The following is a 20,696-nucleotide window of genomic DNA, read 5'->3' on the forward strand; positions in this document are numbered from 1 at the left end:
GACGCCGACGGCACCGCAGCCTCCGGCGCGCACACCGGCGGCACGCACCGAGGCGGCACCCGAGCCCGAGCCAGAGAAGACGCCAGAGCCGACGCCGGTTCCGAAGCAACCGACACCTGAACTGACGCCCGAGCCGGAAGTTGCTGCAGCCGACGATATTCCACTTCCTGATGAACCATCCGACGACTACGACGCACCACCCGACGATCCCCGGCCGCGCCTCACGTCGAAGGCAGAACCGGAGCCTGCAGAGCCGCCGGCTCCGGGGCTTGATCTGGACACGCTCCGCAAGCGCTTCCAGGAGGTGCGCACGGCCGTGCGTGGCCACAGTTCGCAGGGCAAGACCGTCGAGCCGATGCTGTCGTCGGCAACCGTCCACGATCTGCAGGATCAGACCGTGATCTTGTCGCACCCGGTGGAGATCCTCGTCGGCCGGTTGTCGGCGCCGCACGCCATCGCGATCATCAGGGAAGCCTTCAAGGATGTCCTCGGGACGGAGTTCGACGTCCAGACCATCCATCAGCCGCCCGGTGGCGGCGCTGCGCCATCCGGCCAGGCGCGTACGTCGGCGAAACCTGCGCAGTCGGCTGCCAAGTCGCGGCAAACCTACGCACGGCGCAGCCAAGCGGCCACGCAAACTCCTTCTGCTGCAACGTCATCGGTGGAATCGGCACCGGAGCCGGTGGCCGAACCCGAGGAGCCCGAGCCGCCGCGCGCCGATGAGGACATCCCCCAGGACGAACGCGAGGAAATGGTCGCCGACGCCCAGGCGGCCACACCCGAAGGCCGGCACGACCCGGGGAAGGCCGCCCTCGAGCTGCTCCAATCAGAGTTGGGCGCACGCCCGCTCGAGTGAGAGAACCCCCGCTCCCTGGTCCCGGATTCCGCTGCCTGAGGCGCGACGAGCGCTAGCGAGGAGCCTCGAAGGCCTGGTAAGCCAACGATGTCATCTCACCAGGGGCTTCGAGGCTCGCAGGCTCGCACCTCAGCCGGCGGGGGCAGGCTCGTACGTCGGCCGGTGGAGGAGTGGGCGCTCGTCTCTACAGAATCACGGTGTCAGGCGTCCCACCACGGGCGCAGCGGGAGGTCGCTGTTGCCGAACTTGTCGAGTTTGGTGGCCAAGACATGATGTAGCTGGATGATGTTGCGGTCGAACCCGATTCGACACCCCGCCATGTACAGGCCCCACAGGCGCGCGGTGCCTTCGCCGACCTCTTCGACGGCCTCGTCCCAATGCTCGACGAGGTTGACGTTCCAGTCGCGCAGCGTCATCGCGTAGTGCTCGCGGAAGTTCTCCTCGTGCACCACTTCCATGCCGCCGATGTCCTGAAGCTTGGAGATGATCTTGCCGGAGCCCGTCAGCTCCCCGTCGGGGAACACATAGCGGTCGATGAACGATCCGGCCCGGTTGCGTCCGGAGTTGTCCGGGCGGGTGATGCAGTGGTTCAACAGCATTCCGCCGTCGCGGAGCTTGTCGCGCATGAACCCGAAGTAGGCGGGGTAGTTGCTCACGCCGATGTGCTCGGTGAGACCGATCGACGACACCGCGTCGAAATCGCCCTCGGGGACGTCGCGGTAGTCGCTGTGTCGGACCTCGGCGAGTTCGCCGAGTCCCTCGTCGGCGATGGCCTTCTGCGCCCATTCGGCCTGTTCGGCGGACAACGTCGCGCCGATGACCTTGACGCCGCGTCGGGCGGCGTAGCGGACCATTCCGCCCCAGCCGCAACCGATGTCGAGCAGCCGGTCGCCGGGCTTGAGCCGCAGCTTGTCGTAGACGAGCCGGTACTTGTTGTCCTGTGCGGACTCCAGCGACGCGTCGCGATCGGGATAGACCGCGCAGGTGTAGGTCATCGACGGCCCGAGTACCCACTCGTAGAAGGTGTTCGAGACGTCGTAGTGATAGTGGATCACTTCGGCGTCGCGGGACTTGCTGTGCCGGAAGCCCTCGGCGAATCGGCGCCAGCGGGGCACGGCCTCCTGGGGCGGCGGTGCGATCGGCTTGAAGTGTTCGAGTCCGATGGAGCGGGCGATCTGCGCGAGCGCCAGGGCGGACGGACGGGTGAACTCGAGGTCGCCGGCCAGCGCGCGCAACGCCTCGTACGGGTCGCCCGGGTGTGCCCCGATGAGTTCGAGGTCGCCGGCGATGTAGGCGCGTGCCAGCCCGAGATCACCGGGCGCGGTGACCAGATAGGTTGTGCCACGCGGAGTTTTGAGATTCAGGCCGTACGGCGCGTCGATCGGGCCGGCGGAACTGCCGTCGTAGGCGGTGATCCGGATCTGGAGGTTCCCGCCGAGGAGCGACTCGAAGATCTCGGCAAGACTCATCTTGGTCGAACCGGTATCGAGTCCCGACGACGTTTCACGGAATGTGGTCATTGGCGCTTCACCGCTTTCGCATAGAGATCCAGCAGACGTCCCCGCGGGTCGTACCGCTTCTTGAGCAGCCGATAGTGTTCGCCGCCGTAGAGCTCGTCGAAATCCTCGGGGCTGTAGAAGGATTCCGAGTACAGCGACTTGTGACCGTCGAGCTCGGCCACCTTGTGTTCGATCATCTTGTTGGCGTGGCCGGGGTCTCCCGGCGTCACCGGGACCGCCGACCAGAAGCCGACGTTGACGTAGGTCTTGTGCGGTTGCAACGGATACAGCGGCCACGGGCGTGCGGGGTCGGAGCCGGAGAGTGCCGGCTCACGTAACCGCAGCGGGCACAGCCAAATCGGCTCGATCGGGATGTTGGCGAGAAACCATTCGAGGTAGGCCGTGGTGTTCTCGATCGGGACCTCGATGTCCTGGACGACGCGTTCGCCGGGCGGTTCACCCTTGCGTGCGTTGAGCCGGTCGCCGATGTCGTACCGCTGATCGAGGCCGATCAGCTTCCAGTAGAAGCTGCTGCGCAGATAGCGTTTGGGCCACAGGCGTCGGATACGCGGGTTCTGAGCGCCGAACGCGCGGGAACACCAGAACCAGTCGGTGTCCCAGCGCCATAGGTAATCGTGGATGGTCAGCCGGTCGGTCTTCTTGCTCTGGATGGACCGGTAATAGATGTCCATGCCGGTGTAGTCGGAGACCGGTCCCGGCTCGGTCGTCGACCGACCCAGCGTCAGGTAAGACTCGGTGGCCGAGAACACCACGCCGTCAAGGTAATCGACCTGCTGCCCGTCGTAGGTGCCGGTGTCGACGATCGTGCTCATCGTCGACTGCAGGTCGGCGAGCCGGTCGAAACGGACATGGCGCAGTTCGACATACGGAGACACCGGCACGAGCTCGATCTTGAGTCGCACCGAGTAGCCGAGTGTGCCGTAGGAGTTGGGGAACCCGAAGAACAGATCGGAATGCTCGTTCGTGGGTGTGGCGGTGATGATCTCGCCGCTGCCGGTCAGGATGTCGATCTCGAGCACGGCCTCGTGCGGCAATCCGTCGCGGAACGACGTCGACTCGATGCCGAGTCCGGTGACCGCGCCGCCGAGCGTGATGGTCTTCAACTGCGGCACCACCGTCGGCGCCAGGCCGTACGGGAGAGTGACCGCGACCAGGTTCTCGTAGGTGCACATGCCCGCGACGTCCGCGGTCTTCGCGTCGGGGTCCACCGAGATCACCCGGTCCAGACCCGAGACGTCCAGACCGGGATATGGATTGGCCGCACGCTTGCGAAACAGGTTCGACGTCTTCTTGGCCAGCCGCACGGTGGCCTCGGGCGGAATGGCGCGATAACTCGCCAGGAGGGTCGACACCCCCTGGTCGAAAGCCTCTGCCCCCATCTCCAACCGGTCAGAGTTCACTTGGCTAGCCTAGGACGTGATCAGTGCACCCGCCAATCAGTTCTAAGGAGAGCCCAATCGTGGGTCAGATTTCCGCAACTCAGTCGGTCGACATCGCCGCCGCTCCCGACGCCGTGATCGGCGCGCTGGCCGACTACAACGAGGTGCGTCCGGCGATCCTGCCCGAGCAGTACCGCGACTACGCCGTGATCAGCGGCGGCAACGGCGACGGCACCGTGGTGCACTGGATTCTGCAGGCCACCTCCAAGCGTCAGCGTGACGTGAAGGCCACCGTGTCGGTGGTTCCCGCCGCCGGGAGCGGAGCGAGCGGGGCGAATGCTGCAGCTACCGTCACCGAACGCGACGAGAACTCGACGATGGTCACGACGTACCAGGTCGTCGCCGCGGGCAACGGCTCCAAGGTGACCACCACGACCACCTGGAACAGCAACGCCAGCGGCATCGGCGGCTTCTTCGAGAAGACCTTCGCGCCGAAGGGACTTGCACGCATCCAGGCTGCGCTGCTCGCGAACCTCAAGACGCGCCTGGAGAGCTGACCGTCGGTGCGTCGGGGCCGCCGGCGACCATCGCCGCTGCCGATTCGTGACGGGGTCGATGCGACGCGTGTGGTCTTGCGCTCCGGCCCGGATCGGACCGTGCGCGAGTGCCTGCTGACCACACCCTCGCTCGACGGCCTCACCGACGATGACCTGAGCGATCGCGCCGACGCCGGAGAGATCGTCGATGCAGCCGGCCAACCGATCTCGCTGGACGACCCGGCCCGCCTGAACACGTCGATCTACCTCTACCGAGACGTCGCCGACGAGGTGCCGATCCCGTTTGACCTGCCGATCCTGTATCGCGACGACAACATCGTCGTCGTCGACAAGCCGCATTTTCTGGCGACGATGCCGCGCGGCCGACATGTGACGCAGACAGCGTTGGTGCGTCTGCGGCGCCAACTCGGCTCCGACGACGTCGCACCGGCGCATCGGCTCGATCGGCTGACCGCCGGAGTGCTGCTCTTCACCCTGCGGCCGCAGGTGCGCTCGGCCTACCAAGAGTTGTTCGCGTCGCGGACCGCCGCCAAGGAGTATCGGGCGCTTGCCCCGGTCGACGCATCGCTGACCGATACCGTCACCGTGCGCAACCGCATCGAGAAAACCGCCGGGGACCTGCGCGCACTCGTCGTCGACGGCCCGGTCAACGCGATCAGCGACGTCACCCTCATCGACACCACTATGGATGGCGGCGTCTACCGGTTGGTCCCGCACACCGGTCGCACGCACCAGCTGCGGCTGCACATGTCGCAGCTGGGCGTGCCGATCGTCGACGACCCGCTCTATCCTGACGTGCGCCCCGAACTGGCGGCGCGGCCCGACAAGGGAGACTTCTCCGCACCACTGCGACTGATCGCGCATGCGCTGGAGTTCACCGACCCGATCACCGGCGAGCGTCGTCGCTTCGAGAGTCGGCGGTCGGTGACCGGATGAGCACAGACGGTCATGATGGATACATGGCGCTTGATCTGTGTTGTCTCCTGTGGGCTCACCCCGGTCGTCGGGCGGAGATGCACTCCTACGAGGACAAGGTGCTTGCCCTGGTCGCCGACCATGGGGGCGTCGTGCGACAGCGCGCTGTCTGTTCGGTGCGACAGCGCGCTATCCGTTCGGTGCGACAGCGCGCCCTCTGTGACGATCCGGACGGGCCCGACGAGCTTCAGATCATCTCGATCGGGGACCGAGCGGCGCTGGACCGCTTCATGGCCGATCCGCGTCGGACTGCACTGGCCGCCGAGCGTGACAGTGCGATTGCACGCACCGAACTGTTCGAGGTGGCACTGGTGGCCACTCCCGTCACCGAGGAGACGACATGACGCAGTTGCTGCGAGTCCAGAATTTCGGGGTGTCGCGCGACGGATACGGCGCGGGCGAGGGACAGAGCGTCGAGCGTTCGTTCGGTCATGCCGATCCGGCGAGCATCTTCGCCTGGGCGGGGGCAACCGCGAGCTGGCCCAATCGGACCGAACCCGGCGGCACTCGCGGTCTCGACGACTACTTCACCCGCGACTTCCACCACAACATCGGCGCCGAGATCATGGGGCGCAACAAATTCAGTCCGCTGCGCGGTCCCTGGGAGGATCACGACGAGTGGCTCGGCTGGTGGGGCGACGAACCACCATTCCACACCCCGGTCTTCGTGATGACCCACGATGCTCGGCCGTCGTTCAGTCTGTCCGACACCACCTTCCACTTCGTCGACGACGAACCCGCAGCCGTACTCGAGATGGCGCGCGCAGCGGCCGACGGCAAGGACGTGCGACTCGGTGGCGGGGCGGCGATCATCCGCTCATTCCTCGACGCCGACCTCGTCGACACCATGCAGGTGGCCGTGTGCGACGTCGAACTCGGTGGCGGATCGCGGCTGTGGGAGACACCCGACGAGCTGCTCGACCGCTTTTATCTGGAGGTCGTGCCCAGCCCGAGTGGCGTCACGCACCACCTGTTCTGGCGACGCTGACGTCTGGACGCGTCCGCTAGCCTGGCGAGGTGACGATCCGCGCGTCGTATGAACGACATCCCGACCTGGGATGTGAGGCCGTCGTGTTCATCGACGACGAGTCACTGGCCTGTTTCCAGATCCAACGCGACCTCGTCGGCGGTCCCCGCGCCCACGAATACTGCGTGACCACCGGGGCCAGCGCGCCGATCTACGGCGGGATCGCCGACTGGCGCCGCGTCGAGGACCGGTTCGAATTCGCATTGACGCGTCGCGCGAGTCGCCTCTTCGGGGACGAACTGCTGTCCTTCGAGATCAGCCCCGCCGACGAGTCCACCGTCGACGACATCGCGGCGCATGTCGATCGATTGCTGCGTTGAGCTGACGGTTACCCTGGACGGGTGACTCAACCTTTCGATCCCAGCGCACTGTTCGGCGGCGGCGGGGGTGGCGACAACCCGATGGCCGGGCTGTTGGCCCAGGCCCAGCAGATGCAGGAGCAGCTGCTGAACGCACAGAACGAGATCGCCGCGACGGAGGTCGTCGGGACCGCGGGAAACGGCCTGGTCACCGTCACCGGCAACGGCACCGGGGAGATCACCGCAGTGACCATCGACCCCAAGGTCGTCGACCCGGACGACGTCGAGACCCTGCAAGACCTGGTGCTCGGGGCACTCGCCGATCTGTCGACGAAGCGCGAAACGCTCGCGACCGAGAAGATGGGCCCGCTCGCCGGAGGACTCGGCGGCCTGCCGGGACTCGGCTGAGGCCCCACCGAAGAAGCCGGGACCACCGATGTACGAGGGACCGATCCAGGACCTGATCGATGAGCTGGCCAAACAGCCGGGACTCGGGCCCAAGGGCGCCCAACGGATCGCGTTTGCGCTGCTCGCGGGCGAGAAGGTCGACATCGACCGGCTGATCGCCGCCCTCGGTCGGGTGCGCGACGACGTGACCTTCTGCGCCGAATGCGGGAACGTGTCGGCCAACCGGCTGTGCCGCATCTGTTCGGACGCCCGGCGCGACGCCACCAAGATCTGCGTCGTCGAAGAGCCCAAGGACGTGCACGCCATCGAGCGGACGAAGGAATTCCACGGCCGCTATCACGTGCTCGGAGGTGCACTCGACCCGTTGTCGGGGATCGGGCCCGATCAACTGCGCATTCGCGAGTTGCTCCGGCGTCTGGCGAACACCGAGGACGGCAACGACGTCACGGAGATCATCGTGGCCACCGATCCCAACACCGAGGGCGAGGCGACCGCAACCTACCTGCTGCGCATGCTCAAGGACTTCCCCGGACTGTCCGTGACGCGACTGGCGTCGGGGCTTCCGATGGGCGGAGATCTTGAATTCGCCGACGAACTCACACTCGGGCGGGCCTTGTCGGGTCGTCGTATCCTCGCCTGAGCCGCTGCGGCCTTTCCGGCGGCGCGTGCCGGGACGGCGTCTGCTAGAGATATAGGGATGCCGAGACGGGGGAGTGTGTGTTGAAACACCGAATGGGTGTGCGATTGCTGGGTGCCGTCGTGGCGATCGGCGCCGCCGCGGGTGTACTGACTACCCCGCCGCAAGCTGTCGCGGCCCCGCAGTCGTTGCAGTGGGGTCCCTGCCCCAAGGTGCACAGCACCAGCAGTGCCGTCCAGTGCGCAACGGTCGTTGTGCCGCGTGACTACGCCAAGCCGAATGGTCCGACGATCAACGTGACCGTCAGCCGCATCCCCGCCCGCGACCCGGCGCACAAGATCGGGGTGCTGGTCGGCAATCCGGGCGGTCCCGGCGGCGACGCGCTCGGCCTCTTCTCGTGGGCGCCACCTCCCGCACCTGTGCGCGACCGCTTCGACCTGGTGGCCGTCCAGCCACGTGGGCTGTGGAGCGCCACGCCGATTCGGTGTGCGAAGTTCAACGCCGACAACGACATCGAAGCATTGATGAACTACGGCGCGATCAATCGGCAACGCTGCGAGCGGCAGAGCCCGGGCTATCCGTCGACCATCACCACCGAGAACACCGCACGAGACATCGAGATGGTGCGACGCGCTCTCGGAGTCAACAAGCTCAGTCTGTACGGACTCTCGTACGGCACCACGCTGATGGCCACGTATGCGACGTTGTACCCGCAGCACACCGATCGTCTCGTGCTCGACTCGGCCGTCGACCCGACCGGTGTGTGGAATCGTGTCGGCAACGACCAGACGCCCGGGTACAAGGCGCGGGTCAACGCGATGATGACGTGGATTGCCCAGCACGACAACATCTATCACCTAGGGAAGACACCACTCGCGGTGTACCGCAAGTGGAGTGCGCTGGTGGAGAAGCAGGCGGGTGTACCGCCCTCACTGGCCGCGCCGCCTGCACAGGTGGGCGATGTTCCGCCAGGCCTGAAAGCCGTGTCGCAGCAGTACATTGCGGGTGTCAACCTGACCGCCGATGTCCGGGCGCGGTGGGAGAACTTCGTCGCGACGATGCTGACCGGCAAGGAGCAGTCGGATTCGTCGTTGCTCGTCGGGACGCGTCAGCTCGCGCCCGACCGCAACTACTGGCCGATCGTCGCATTGCGCCTGGCCAACAAGCTCCCGCGTCGGAAGGCCGTCAAGCCGACGCAGGAGGAGATCGCCGCCGCCGAGGCGTCGAGCAATATGCACAACATCATCATGTGCAACGAGAATCAGTACCCGGCGCAGCCGTCGCAGATCCCTGCGGCGCTCTTCAGCAACCTCGTCGTCAGTGACGTCTTCGACGCTCCCGGACTGTTCTGGGGCGCCGGAATCGCCTGCGCCGGAACCACTCCTATCGTTCGGCCGGTGGCCACGCGAAACCGTGGGCTTGCGGTGCAACCGCTGCTGATCAACAGCCTCGGCGACCCGCAGACGCCCTATCGTGGCGCGATGAGGCTGCGCGCGCAGATGGGTGCACACCTCATCACGGTCGGCGGCGGCGATCACGGACAACTCGCCCGCGGGAACCGTCCGCTCGACGCTGCCATCGCCCAGTATCTGATCACCGGCCACACGTCGGTGACGTCGGCACCGCAGGCGCCGATCACCACGCCGCTCACCCGTCTGCCCGGTCCTACCTCCGAGTCGCGCAGCGAGCGGGTCGGCTACGGCTGGTGACACCCGTCGCGGCGGCAGGGCTCGATCCTGCAGTCGACGCTCGGCTCGACGCTCTCGCCGCCGAGATGGTGTCGGGGATCGTTGCGATCGACGGACCGTCGGGCGCGGGCAAATCCCGTGTTGCCGACGCGCTGATGGCCAAACTTGCCGCCAACCGCACCGGTGCGGTGCTCGTCCGCACCGACGACTTCGCCACCTGGGACAACCCGGTGGCGTGGTGGCCGGAGCTGGAAACCGATGTGCTGCACGCCTTTATCCGCCGCCACGACTATCAGTACCGGCCACGTGTCTGGCACGACGGGGTGCCCGAGCCCGGAACCCGCGTCTGGTATCGCTGGCAGCCGTTGCTGGTCATCGAAGGCGTGTCGTCGGCTCGGCGTCGGATCGCGAACCGGCTGACGCACACCCTGTGGCTCGACGGTCCACCCGCGGAAGAACGGCTCGAACGTGCCGTCGCACGCGACGGCGAGCAAGCGCGACCCCACCTCGCACAGTGGCAACAGTTCGAGCGCGGGTGGTTTGCCGTCGACCGCACCCGAGAGCGTTGTCGGGTTCTGGACTGATCGGCATAGGCTCGGAGCATGACCATCGCCGACCTCGACCGGGAACTGGTGCAATGCCGCGCCTGCCCGCGGCTCGTCGAATGGCGCGAACGCGTCGCGCAGGAGAAGCGGGCAGCGTTCGCCGACGAGACCTATTGGGGCCGACCGGTACCCGGCTTCGGGCCGACCGACGCCGCAATCGTGATCATCGGCCTTGCCCCTGCCGCCCACGGTGCCAACCGGACCGGCCGGATGTTCACTGGTGACCGTAGTGGCGACATGCTGTTCGCCGCGCTCTTCGAAGCGGGGCTGGCCAATCAAGCGACCGCGGTGTCGGCCCACGACGGGATGAAGCTGTACCGAACGAGAATGACGGCACCGGTGCATTGCGCACCGCCGCAGAACAAGCCGACCCCCGAAGAACGGGACCGTTGCGCGCACTGGATGCATGCGGAGCTCGAGTTGCTGGCACCCAGCATGCGGTCGGTGGTCGCGCTCGGTGCGTTCGGATGGCGTCAGACACTGCACACTCTCGCGGAACTGGGCTGGACCGTGCCGCGCCCGCGGCCGGTGTTCGCCCACGGTGCCACGGCATCGCTGGCTCGGGGGCAGCAGGAGATCGTCGTCTTCGGTTGCTACCACGTCAGCCAGCACAACACCTTCACCGGCCGGCTGACCTTACCGATGGTCGTCGATGTGCTTACTGCCGCAGCAGAATTCGCGGGAGTCGATCCGGGGAACTCAGCCGCGTCGTCCGGCGACGAGCCGTTCGCGTCGTAGGCGGTCGACTTCGGGTAGTTCCAGCGGGTCGAGCCGTTCGACGCCCATCGCCCGGGCCAACAGGAAATCGGCCAACTCCGGATTGCGGGCCAGTGCCGGTCCGTGCATGTAGGTTCCGATCACCGAACCCTGCACCACACCTTCGGTGCCGTCGCCGACGCCGTTCCCGACGCCGTGTCGCACCCGGCCGAGTGGCCGGGCGTCGGAGCCGAGTGTGCTTCCGCCACGGTGGTTTTCGAATCCGGTGAGCGGCGAGGTGAGTTCGTCGATGACGGGGTCGGTGACGAGTTCGCCGATGCTGCGAGCCGCTTGCGGCGACGTCGTGAGGTCGAACAGCGAGATGCCGTCGACGCGCTCGCCGGCCGACGTCTCATACCAGTGTCCGAGCACCTGGATGGCCGCGCAGATGGCCAGGACCGGACGCCCGGCCGCGGCAGCGCGCTGTAACCCGGGGAACTTGGTCAGGTGGCGTGTGGCGAGCCGCTGGGCGTAATCCTCTGCGCCACCGAGGGTGTAGACGTCCAGGGACTCGGGTACCTCGTCGTCGAGCGTGATCTGCACGACCTCGGCGTCGATGCCGCGCATCCGGGCGCGCTGCCGCAGGATGAGCGCGTTGCCGCCGTCGCCGTAGGTGCCCATCACGTCAGGCAGGACCAGCCCGATCCGCACAGTGGACTCGCTCATTGCTCACCCCTCCGGGACCGAGCGGCACGATCCAGGGCGATACCCAGATCGCGGAACGCGGTGTAGTTCGCGAGTACCTCAACGCGGCCCGGCGGACAGGATGCGATGGCGCGCACGGGATCCGGGATGGTGGTGTGTTCGGCGCCCGCGTAGAGCAGCCGGACCGACAAGTCGGCGGCACGTTCGCCGGCGGCGACCACGGCCATGGTCTCGAATGCCTCGAACCGCACATCCCACAGCCACGAGAGATCCTCGCCGTCGGGGACCTGGCCGTTGACGGCGATCACCAAACCGTCGGCGTCCTGGTCGATCATGGAGAGGGCCTCTTGCCAGCCGGCCGGGTTCTTGGCGAGCAGAGTGCGCACGGAGTGATTGCCGACCTGGTGGATGCCATACCGTCCGGCGACCTCGCCGACGGTGCCGACGGCTGCGACGGCCTTGTCCGGATCGGCGCCCATCGCGACCGCTGCCGCGACCGCCTGCGCGGCGTTGCCTCGGTTGGCCCGCCCCGGTACCGCGAGATCGAGGCGCGACCGGAAGCCGTCCGGGCCATAGATGTTCTCGTCGTCGACCCACCAATCCGGGGTGGGTCGACGGAACGATTGGTCGCCGGTCGAATACCAACCGTCGTCGGATCGGACGATGGGTTCGCCGGTGCGTGGACAGCTCACCGAGTCGCCGACCCAACTCGCGCCGGCCGCCACCCACACAACATGCTCCGCGTCGAAGGCGGCAGAGGTGACCAGCACATCGTCGCAGTTGGCGACGACGGTCGTCTTCGGATGGCGCGAGATTCCTTCGCGCAGCCGCCGCTCGATCATGTTGATCTCGCCGACGCGGTCGAGCTGGTCGCGGGAGAGATTGAGCAGCACAAGGACTTCGGGGTCGACGGCGTCGCTGACATGCGGTACGTGCAACTCGTCGACTTCGAGCGCGCACACCGGTGCGCTGCGCTGCAGGGTCAGGGTGGCGATGATCCCGGCGTCCATGTTGGCGCCGTCGGCCTGGGTGGCCACCTCACCGATCTCGGCGAGTGCCGCAGCGGTCATCCGAGTGGTGGTGGACTTCCCGTTGGTTCCGGTGATGATCGCGGTCCGTTTTCCTGCGGCGAGTCGTCGCATGATGTCGGGATCAATCTTTGCGGCCACCAGGCCGCCGATCATCGAACCCTTGCCTCGTCCTGCCGTGCGCGACGCCCAGCGGGCCGCGGCGGCAGCCGTCAACGCGATCGAGGTGCGGACAGGTACACGGTCGGGCATGGGGACGAGTCTGTCATAGGACTTCGGCACGGGTGTGTGCGCAGATGCGCACGCCGCGTAAGGTCCCTGCTGTGAGCCGTGCCACAACGATGAAGCTGTCGCCCCTCGCCCGACCCCAGCGCGCCCTCATGTCGGGGATGGGAAAGCTGCAACCCCTGGTCTCTCCGCTGTTCGGTAGACGCACGCGAGTGAACGCCGACGGTGAACGGCTGGCGCCGGAGATGGCTGCCGTGGGCTGGTCGGCGGCGCACATCCCCGGGATGGGTCTCGGCGGTCCAGAAGTGGAGCCCTCGCGTCGTGGTGTCGACGAGGGTGCTGCGGGACTGGCCGAGAAGTTCCCGCCGTTCGCGGTCGAAGAAGATCTGGTCATCGACTCGCCGAGCGGGCCGATCCCGGCGACGCGATACCGTGCCCGCGAGGAATCGTCCGGTCTGCTGGTGTTCTTTCACGGTGGCGGTTTCGTCCTCGGCAGTCGGATCAGCCACGACGGTCTCGTCCGGCGACTGGCCCTGGGTGCAGACGTCGACGTGCTGTCGGTCGACTACCGGCTCGCCCCCGAGCACCCTTTTCCGGCTGCCGTCGAGGACGCGGTCGCGGCATGGCGGTTTGCGGTCGAGGCGGCGCCTCGCTGGGGGCGCTCGCCGAACCGGATCGTCGTCGGCGGCGACAGTGCCGGTGGAAACCTGAGCGCGGTGGTGGCTCAGCAGGTCCGCGGCGACGGCGTGACCCCGTGCCTGCAACTGCTGCTCTATCCGATCACCGATCTGGGGAATGTGCGGCCGTCGCGCCGCGAGTTCGAGTCTGGCCTGTTCCTCACCGAGGAGCGGCTCGAATGGTTCAACAACCATTACGTGCCGGAACCTGCGATGCTCACCGATCCACGCTGCTCGCCGCTGCTGGCCGAGGATCTGAGCGGCCTCGCTCCCGCGCACGTCGTGGTGGCGGGCTTCGACCCACTCCGCGACGAGGGCCTCGAGTATGCGCAGCGGCTGGTCGACGCCGGAGTTCCGGTCACGGTGCAACGAGAGGGCGCCATGATCCACGCCTTCGCCAACATGACGCTGATCAGCGCCGGTGCACGCGCGGCCGTGGACCGGGTCAACGAGGCCGTTCGTGAAGCGATCGAGAAGGTGCAGCCCGAGGACTGAATCGAAGAGTACTGCTTTCAGGCCTCCTGAACTGCGGAAACGCTTCGACCCCACCGCTCCCTGAGGTGCGAGGAGCGCCAGCGACGGTCCGCTACGCCCCCACCGCTCCCTGAGGTGCGAGGAGCGCCAGCGACGAGCCTCGAAGGGCCTGGTGAGACAACAATGTCATCTCACTGGGCCGAAGCTCGCAGGCTCGCACCTAGCCGGCGGGGAGGCGTTCTTCCCGCCGCCACGATCGTCGCCGTCACCTCATCTCAGCCGGCGACCGGGAGCCGCGGCACCGACGAGTTGGGGCTCGGCGCTGTCGTCGGCCGACGGAGTTTCCGGCAAATGCGGTCGGGACACCGGCGCGGCGAGCACGCCTGCCGCGCACCCCACGATCACGACAGCGGCCCCGGCCAGCTCGACGATCGTCGGCGTCTCACCGAGAAACGCCCACGACGCGCTGATGCCGACGATGGGCACGAGCAGCGACAACGGTGCGACGCGACTGGCCGCGTGCCGGGACATGAGCGAGGTCCAGATTCCCGAACCGGCGATAGTGCCGAGTAGCACCACGTAGGCGAGACCGCACAACGCGAGGATGCCGGTGTGGGTGCCGAGGGTGGCGACCGCGTCGAATCCGGCCGACGGTCCCTCGACCGCAAGGCTGAGGGCATAGAGCGGGATCGGCGGGATCACCGACATCCACAGCGTCATGCGCAGGGCGTCGTCGGGCTGTGCGAGCCGCCCGCCGATGTTGCCGAAGGCCCAGGACAATCCGCCGAGGACGGTGAGCGCGATCGGCAACAACGCGCCGACACCCAGACTGCTGTGCGCGGTCCGATCCACCGCGATGAGTGCCATTCCGCCGACCGCCGCGACGATTCCGATCACCTGCAGCGGCGCCATGCGCTCCCGCAGGAACACGACGCCGAGGATGACGGTGAACGGCGCGGAGGTCTGCAGGACGAGTGAGGCGAGACCTGTCGGCATGCCCAACTCCATCGCGAGGAACAAGCACGCGAACTGCAGTGTGCCGAAACCGACTGCGTACAGGAAGAACCAGCGCAGTTGCACCTTGGGGAACCGCACGAACAGCATCACCGGGATCGCCATGACCGCGAACCGCAGCGCCGCGAAGAAGAACGGTGGGAAGTGGTCGAGGCCCAGGCGGATGGCGATGAAGTTGAAACCCCACAGGAGGACGACTGCCAGGCCGAGGGCGCGATCACGTGGGGACATGATTGCCATCGTGCGGCCTGAATCGGTGAAGGACAATCGAATTTATCCGCATAGATAGTTCATACTTGCTACATTAATTGCCCGGTGGTGAGGCTTGCCACAATGCCGACCCGGTGTGGCATCATTCCGGCATGAGCAGATTCGGGGTCATGCTTTCGGGTGCAGCGACAGTTCTCGCCGTGACGGCGGTGGGGGTGGGCACGACGATCGGTGCGGCCGACGCGCGGGCCGTCGTCGGCCCGCGCATCGCTGTGTCGATTTCGGGCAACACCGATTGGCAGGTCACTTTCGACAAGGGCGACGCACGGTCGGAGAGGTGCAAGCTCTTTGTCGGGAACAAGGTTGTGCCGATCTCGACCGGTGGCACGGCGACCGTGTCGGGTGCGGCGGTGAAGGCCGGCCGGCACCCGGTGGTGTTGAGGTGCGGCCGGCAGAGCAGCCCCACACTGTGGCTCTATGCGCCGCGCGGCCAGATCAACGACATCGCGACCTGGGCGAGCAACACCACCGCGGGCATCCTCGGGATCTGAATTCAGCGCCAACCGAGTTCCGGCGCCACATGCGTCAGGATCGACTCGATCACGTGTGCGTTGTATTCGACGCCTAGTTGGTTGGGTACCGTCAGCAGCAGCGTGTCGGCGGCCGCGATCGCCTCGTCCTCGCGTAGTTGCTCGATGAGCTTGTCGGGTTCGTCAGCGTAGCTCCGACCGAATCGCGCGACGCTGTTGTCGATCACGCCGACCTGGTCGTCCTCGGCACCACCACGTCCGAAGTACATCCGATCGCGATCGTCGATGAGCGCAAAGATGCTGCGGCTCACCGAGACTCGTGGTATGCGCTCGTGCCCCTCGTCGGCCCAGACCTTGCGGAAGCGTTCGATCTGTTCTGCCTGCAGCTGATGGAACGGCACTCCGGTGTCCTCGGTCAGCAGGGTTGAACTCATGAGGTTCATGCCTTGGCGGGCCGTCCATTCGGCCGTCGCACGCGTGCCTGCGCCCCACCAGATCCGATCCCGGAGCCCGGGTGATTGCGGCTCGATGGGCAGCAGGCCGGGCGGATTGGGGAACATCGGCCGAGGGTTCGGCTGCGCGAATCCCTTGCCCTCGATGACCTTCAGGAAGACGTCGGTGTGCTGACGCGCCATATCGGCGTCCGGCGCCGGGAACGGAGCGAGCGGGTCGCGTGTTGCCGTCGATTCCTCAGGTGGGACGTAGCCGAAGTACTTGTAGCCGTCGATGACCTGCTCGGGTGAGCCACGGCTGACGCCCAGCTGCAGGCGGCCGCGCGAGATCAGGTCCGCGGCGCCCGCGTCTTCGGCCATGTACATAGGGTTCTCGTAGCGCATGTCGATCACGCCGGTGCCGATCTCGATGCGGTTGGTGCGCGCGCCGATGGCTGCCAGCAGCGGGAACGGTGATGCGAGCTGGCGGGCGAAGTGGTGCACACGGAAGTAGGCGCCGTCTGCGCCCAGTTCCTCGGCTGCGACCGCCAGTTCGACGGACTGCAGCAAGGCGTCGGACCCGGACCGCACCTGCGAACCGGGGGAATCGGACCAGTGGCCAAAGGAGAGGAAACCGATGTTCTTCATAACCGTCTAAACGTACCGCGGTCCGTTTAATTCCGACCCCGGCGATGCGGTGTCCAGCACCAGTCCCATGACCACGGCGTCCCAGAGTTCGCCGGAGCGGCGCCGGTAGTGCCGCCGCAGACAACCCTCTCGCACAAATCCGAACTTCTCGTAGAGTCCGATCGCCGGACCGTTGTGCGGCCAGACCTGGAGTTCGAGTTTGTGGGCTCCGCGCTCGGTGCTCCACGCGATGGCCTCGGTCATCAGTGCACTGCCGATTCCGCGGTGTCGCCAGGCGCGGTCGATCTGCATGCCGAACTCGGTGACACCGGGCAACCCGAAGGCGATACCGAGACCGCCGACGATGTCGTCGCCGATGAGCGCGATGAACAGTGCCTTGTCCTCGGAATCGACCAGCGACCGGAAGAGTCCGCGCTCGCGCGCCGGGTCGAGTGGGGCCTCGGAGCCGATCCACACCCCCTCGGCGGCCACGCGTTCACGGAGATCGAACAGACCCGCGGCGTCGTCCTCGATCGCCGGTCTGATCACGAGGTCATCGGTCATGTCCAGATCGTAGTCCGCGAAAAACGATAAGACAGTAGCCCTTTCGTCTTACGCTCTCAGCGTCGCACGACCGCAGGTGGAGTCCAGCGGCCATCGAGAACCTCGGGATGGGGTTGGTAGAGGCGCATCGTCACGCCAAGGGTGCCACGCGGTGCGGGCAGCCAGTTGTCCCGTTTGTCCGCGCCCGGATCGGCGTGCTGGAGATACAGATCCAGCGAACCGTCGTCGTTGTACCGCAAGCGATCTCGATCGCCGATGGCGAATCGGTCGAGCTCGTTGGCCACCTGATAGCCCTCCGCGTCGTACATGGTCACCGACCAGAACGCGTCCACCGGTGGCAGCCCGTCGGCCGGGAAGTGGATGACATAGTCGTTGTCCCCGTCGAGTGGTGTGCCGTCCGCGTCGGCCACCAGCACCGGGTACGCGGCGTCGTCGGCCGGGTTCGCCCCGAGGCCGAGCAGCGTGATGCGTGCACGCTGCAGGTAGTCGTTGCCGTAGACCCCGATCGAGTTCGTCAGGGTCATCCATCCGTTCACCGGCTGCGCAAGGTGTGAAAGGTCGGTGATCTTCGCCAGCGCGGCAGCCCGGCCCTTCTCGAGTTCGGCCAACGCTGCGTCGTCGAACTGCGCAGCATCGAACGGCATGCCCGGCACCAGTCCGATGCGCGCGATCCGCGCCAGCACGGAGAAGTCGGTCGGATGCGGAGGATTGACAGCCAGGATCTCGGCCGCCCAGGCGAAGAACTCCACCACAGACAACCCGTTGACGAGTCGCACGGGTTCGGTCTGCACGTCGATGTCGCCGCCGGTCGTCGCGAGGTTGCCGGGTGTGAGTTCGGTGATCGACAGTCCGTCCTGAAACTTGCCGACAGTGGCGTAGTCGGATGGGCCGTTTGTCTGGACTCGGCCGATCGCCCACACGTGGGGAGTCGGAGTGATGATGAGGGTCGCGACGTCGGGGATCACGCCGTTGTCGAGGCCGACGTTCCCCGGACCGACGAGAACGTAGCGCGCGGGACCGTTGCCGGTGGTCCGGGTGCCCGGCGCCGCGAAAACGTCCGTCCACATGTCCAGGAACGGCAGCATGTAGTAGCGATCGGCCTCGGGAACCTCGATCAACACCGGTCCGCCGGTGAGATCGAGCCAGACCATCGAGTACAGGGTGTCGAAGTTGGGGCGGACCACCGAGCGGAACTCGGCGGTGGGGAACGCCCGCAAGTGGTTGAAGCGATTCGCGCCACCGAAGCCCGACGGCGACCGCGGCGATGTCTGCTGTCGCCGGGTGACGTCCATCGTCACGAGTGGGTACAGGTAGGTGTACGCCTCGGCGGCCAATGTGGCCAGGTTGTCGTTCGGGGAGCTTGTCATGTCCGCCCTCGCGGTCGGTGGAGTTTGGGTCGACGGAGCATGGTCGGCGCTGCTCTCACGGCGCCGCCGAATGGCCGCCCTGACCACGTCGGCAGCGTTGTCATCGGGCATTGCTCGCACCACGGGATGCCCGATGACGGCACCTCGTTGCAGGCGGCCAGGTCGGATCATCTCCACCTCCACACTCTCCGAGCACCACGGTCGACGCCGACCGACCACATCGTCACCGACAATGTTCTGTCCACGCGTCACCCGGTTCGTATGACCGACCGTCTACGATTCCTTCGAGTACGGACGCGTTACTGCAGCGTGTCGTGAAGATCCGGGGAACTGAGGTGCGCGATGGGCCAGCCGGCTCTGCAGGTGGTGCCGGGCGGTGGACGCCCGGCCGTGCCGCCCGGTTTCGTGCGCCGTCCGCGCGTTGCCGACGCGCTGAACCGAGGCGTGCGCCATCCTCTGACCGTGGTCTGCGCGGGAGCCGGCTACGGCAAGACCCTTGCAGTGGCCGCATGGGCGTCGAAGACCGACCAGCACATCGCCTGGCTGGTGGCAGGTGGCGCAAGTGGCCTGCGATCGTTCTGGCTTGGCGTGGTCGCGGCGATCACCGACGCCGACGGTGACTCCGGCAACGCGGCACTTGCCGACCTCACACCGGGCGTCGAGTTCGGTTCGGCCGAGCTCGAACGGATCCTCGACGCACTGTGCGAGTTGAGGGCGGACACGGTCCTCGTGGTCGATGACTTTCACACGATCTCCGATCCGGAGGTGATCGCCTCCATCAGCGAACTCCTCGATCGCCGGCCGTCGACGCTGCGCCTGGTGCTGATCACCAGGACCGAGCCGCCACTGCGTCTGCGGCGCCGCCAGATCGCCGGTGACCTGGTCGAGATCGGCGCCGACGAACTCGCCTTCACCAGGCCCGAGGTCGAGGAGTTCTGCCGTCGAGCGGGTGCCGACGTGTCGTCCGCCGACATCGACGTCATCGTCGAGAAGACGGCCGGCTGGCCCGCAGGCCTCCGGCTTCTGCTGCTCTCTGCCGACCGCGGCGACCTGCACGAAGGTCTGCGCAGGTTCGGCGGCAAACAGCGGCTCGTCGCCGCCTACCTGCTCGAAGAGGTGCTCGATCACATCGCGCCGAGCGATCGTAAGTTCTTGCTGGCCACCAGTATTGCCGACCCTATCAACGCAAACCTGGCGCGGGCGCTGACCGGCCGAGCCGACAGTGGAACCGTGCTCGATGGGCTGGTGGCGATCAACGCGTTGACGGTGCAGCTGACCGATCGGGAGGGCTGGTATAGCTACCATCCGTTGCTGCGTGAGCTGCTGCGTTCCCGGCTCGACGCCGAAAACCCTGACATCGCGGCTCCTTTGCACCGAAAGGCGGCAGCCTGGTTTGTCGGTGCGGGGGACCCGATCGAAGGTCTGCGGCATCTCGGGCTGGCGGCCGACTGGGATCAGATGCTGACGGTCCTGGCGACCGTGGCGGTTCCGTTGATCCTCTCACCGCACGCACCCGCTCTCGTCGCCGCGATGAGTCCGGCCACGGTGCAGAATTCGCGCGGCCCCACCGTGGCCACTCTCCTGATCGCCGCTGTCGCCGAGTTTCAACGTGGCGACTTCGCAGCGATGCATCAGAATGCAATGGCTGCAAAGGAATTCGCCGACGAAGGCCTTCCCGCGCGACTCATCATCGCGCTGTGTGAGATGGTCCACGCGCGAATCAGCCGTCTCGCCGAACTTGTCGACCGCGGTGCGGCGGTCGCGACGATCGTGCGGAGCGTCCCGAGTTCGGAGCTGCCGAGTGCGGCCGGGCTCCTGCTCATCGCCGAGAACGCCCGCGGCATCGGGCTGATGCATCGCGGTGACCTGGAAGCCGCGAGCCAGATTCTGGCCGTGTGTCGGGATCGCGCTGCGGGCGCAGGCATTTCCCTGATGGCGATCGCCGCTTCGGCCTACCTCACCATCATCGACGTCATCCACGGTGCGCTTCCGGCGGTTGGCCGGCAGGTGGGTGAGGTCCTCGCCACGGTGGACCGTCGAGGCTGGAGTCGGGAGCCGCAGGTCACCGCGCTGTACGCCGCGGCGGCGCTGATGCACCTCGAGCGCAACGAACTGAAACTCGCCGAGGCCGCCGTGGAGCGCGGATGTCGGGGCAGCAGGACGCAATCCGATGCGGGGGCGCGAGTCTTGCTCG

The 20,696-nt window shown here is 66.8% G+C and carries 20 protein-coding genes and 2 pseudogenes; 14 read left to right on the forward strand and 8 right to left on the reverse strand.

All coding sequences use genetic code 11. The annotated features are described in order from the left end of the window. Positions 1-856: pseudogene (locus ABZW74_RS20425) on the forward strand (DNA polymerase III subunit gamma/tau); the annotation flags it as partial. Positions 857-1,056: 200 nt separating this feature from the next. Here the strand turns inward: ABZW74_RS20425 and ABZW74_RS20430 are convergent. Both ABZW74_RS20430 and ABZW74_RS20435 read right to left on the reverse strand, forming a co-directional pair. Further along, on the reverse strand, positions 1,057-2,376 hold the full coding sequence (locus ABZW74_RS20430) for a class I SAM-dependent methyltransferase (protein WP_240856272.1): 1,320 nt from the start codon (positions 2,374-2,376) through the stop codon (positions 1,057-1,059). Then, positions 2,373-3,755, reverse strand: coding sequence for an FAD-binding oxidoreductase (locus ABZW74_RS20435; RefSeq protein WP_355278914.1), 1,383 nt, complete (start codon positions 3,753-3,755; stop codon positions 2,373-2,375). Before ABZW74_RS20435 ends, ABZW74_RS20430 begins: the two co-directional genes overlap by 4 nt. An 80-nt stretch (positions 3,756-3,835) precedes the next feature. On the opposite strand from ABZW74_RS20435, the gene ABZW74_RS20440 reads away from it, so the two are divergent. The 10 genes from ABZW74_RS20440 (at position 3,836) to ABZW74_RS20485 (ending at position 10,689) form a co-directional block, all read left to right on the forward strand. Then, complete coding sequence (locus ABZW74_RS20440; protein ID WP_240856271.1) at positions 3,836-4,312, forward strand: SRPBCC family protein; 477 nt, start codon at positions 3,836-3,838, stop codon at positions 4,310-4,312. A 69-nt stretch (positions 4,313-4,381) separates the two neighbouring features. Further along, positions 4,382-5,248, forward strand: a complete 867-nt coding sequence (locus ABZW74_RS20445) for a pseudouridine synthase (protein WP_240856270.1) — start codon at positions 4,382-4,384, stop codon at positions 5,246-5,248. Positions 5,249-5,271: 23 nt separating this feature from the next. Continuing rightward, positions 5,272-5,631 carry a hypothetical protein gene (locus ABZW74_RS20450; protein ID WP_355278898.1) on the forward strand — a complete coding sequence of 120 codons (360 nt, stop codon included), beginning with the start codon at positions 5,272-5,274 and terminating at the stop codon, positions 5,629-5,631. Beyond that, positions 5,628-6,275: a dihydrofolate reductase family protein gene (locus ABZW74_RS20455; protein WP_355278901.1), complete on the forward strand. Its 648-nt coding sequence runs from the start codon at positions 5,628-5,630 to the stop codon at positions 6,273-6,275. Before ABZW74_RS20450 ends, ABZW74_RS20455 begins: the two co-directional genes overlap by 4 nt. Positions 6,276-6,304: 29 nt before the next feature. Beyond that, on the forward strand, positions 6,305-6,634 hold the full coding sequence (locus ABZW74_RS20460) for a hypothetical protein (protein WP_240856267.1): 330 nt from the start codon (positions 6,305-6,307) through the stop codon (positions 6,632-6,634). Positions 6,635-6,655: 21 nt separating this feature from the next. Further along, on the forward strand, positions 6,656-7,021 hold the full coding sequence (locus ABZW74_RS20465; protein WP_240856266.1) for a YbaB/EbfC family nucleoid-associated protein: 366 nt from the start codon (positions 6,656-6,658) through the stop codon (positions 7,019-7,021). Positions 7,022-7,049: 28 nt separating this feature from the next. After that, on the forward strand, positions 7,050-7,661 hold the full coding sequence (gene recR / locus ABZW74_RS20470; protein WP_240856265.1) for a recombination mediator RecR: 612 nt from the start codon (positions 7,050-7,052) through the stop codon (positions 7,659-7,661). 92 nt (positions 7,662-7,753) lie between these two features. Further along, positions 7,754-9,367, forward strand: coding sequence for an alpha/beta fold hydrolase (locus ABZW74_RS20475; RefSeq protein WP_355278916.1), 1,614 nt, complete (start codon positions 7,754-7,756; stop codon positions 9,365-9,367). A gap of 65 nt (positions 9,368-9,432) precedes the next feature. Next, the gene (locus tag ABZW74_RS20480) at positions 9,433-9,930 is read left to right on the forward strand and encodes a hypothetical protein (RefSeq protein ID WP_355278919.1); all 498 of its coding nucleotides are present in this window, start codon (positions 9,433-9,435) and stop codon (positions 9,928-9,930) included. 18 nt (positions 9,931-9,948) lie between these two features. Next, on the forward strand, positions 9,949-10,689 hold the full coding sequence (locus tag ABZW74_RS20485) for a uracil-DNA glycosylase (protein ID WP_355278906.1): 741 nt from the start codon (positions 9,949-9,951) through the stop codon (positions 10,687-10,689). On the opposite strand, the gene ABZW74_RS20490 is transcribed toward ABZW74_RS20485, so the two are convergent. Then, the gene (locus ABZW74_RS20490; protein ID WP_240856263.1) at positions 10,651-11,373 is read right to left on the reverse strand and encodes a glutamine amidotransferase; all 723 of its coding nucleotides are present in this window, start codon (positions 11,371-11,373) and stop codon (positions 10,651-10,653) included. The two genes, ABZW74_RS20485 and ABZW74_RS20490, sit on opposite strands and share 39 nt — an antisense overlap. Beyond that, complete coding sequence (locus tag ABZW74_RS20495) at positions 11,370-12,632, reverse strand: MurT ligase domain-containing protein (protein WP_240856262.1); 1,263 nt, start codon at positions 12,630-12,632, stop codon at positions 11,370-11,372. The genes ABZW74_RS20490 and ABZW74_RS20495 overlap by 4 nt, the downstream gene beginning before the upstream one ends. 71 nt (positions 12,633-12,703) lie before the next feature. Between ABZW74_RS20495 and ABZW74_RS20500 the strand changes: the two genes are divergently transcribed. Further along, a complete protein-coding gene (locus tag ABZW74_RS20500) occupies positions 12,704-13,780 on the forward strand; it encodes an alpha/beta hydrolase (RefSeq protein ID WP_240856261.1) in 1,077 nt (358 codons plus the stop codon). Positions 13,781-14,029: 249 nt separating this feature from the next. Here the strand turns inward: ABZW74_RS20500 and ABZW74_RS20505 are convergent, their stop codons facing one another. After that, positions 14,030-15,004 carry an EamA family transporter gene (locus tag ABZW74_RS20505; protein ID WP_240856260.1) on the reverse strand — a complete coding sequence of 325 codons (975 nt, stop codon included), beginning with the start codon at positions 15,002-15,004 and terminating at the stop codon, positions 14,030-14,032. Positions 15,005-15,135: 131 nt separating this feature from the next. On the opposite strand from ABZW74_RS20505, the gene ABZW74_RS20510 reads away from it, so the two are divergent. Then, positions 15,136-15,534, forward strand: coding sequence for a hypothetical protein (locus ABZW74_RS20510; protein ID WP_240856259.1), 399 nt, complete (start codon positions 15,136-15,138; stop codon positions 15,532-15,534). A 2-nt stretch (positions 15,535-15,536) separates the two neighbouring features. Here the strand turns inward: ABZW74_RS20510 and ABZW74_RS20515 are convergent, their stop codons facing one another. From ABZW74_RS20515 to ABZW74_RS20525, 3 genes are read right to left on the reverse strand one after another with little or no spacing between them, the layout of a single operon-like run. Continuing rightward, on the reverse strand, positions 15,537-16,592 hold the full coding sequence (locus ABZW74_RS20515) for an LLM class flavin-dependent oxidoreductase (protein ID WP_240856258.1): 1,056 nt from the start codon (positions 16,590-16,592) through the stop codon (positions 15,537-15,539). 6 nt (positions 16,593-16,598) lie between these two features. After that, entirely contained in the window at positions 16,599-17,135 is a 537-nt protein-coding gene (locus tag ABZW74_RS20520; RefSeq protein ID WP_240856257.1) for a GNAT family N-acetyltransferase, read from the reverse strand. Positions 17,136-17,191: 56 nt separating this feature from the next. Next, positions 17,192-18,502, reverse strand: coding sequence for a DUF1254 domain-containing protein (locus ABZW74_RS20525; protein ID WP_240856256.1), 1,311 nt, complete (start codon positions 18,500-18,502; stop codon positions 17,192-17,194). 342 nt (positions 18,503-18,844) lie between these two features. Between ABZW74_RS20525 and ABZW74_RS20530 the strand changes: the two are divergent. Further along, a pseudogene (locus tag ABZW74_RS20530) lies at positions 18,845-20,696 on the forward strand (hypothetical protein); the annotation flags it as partial.

It is taken from the genome of Gordonia sp. NPDC003585 (assembly GCF_040610755.1).
Taxonomy (GTDB): domain Bacteria; phylum Actinomycetota; class Actinomycetes; order Mycobacteriales; family Mycobacteriaceae; genus Gordonia.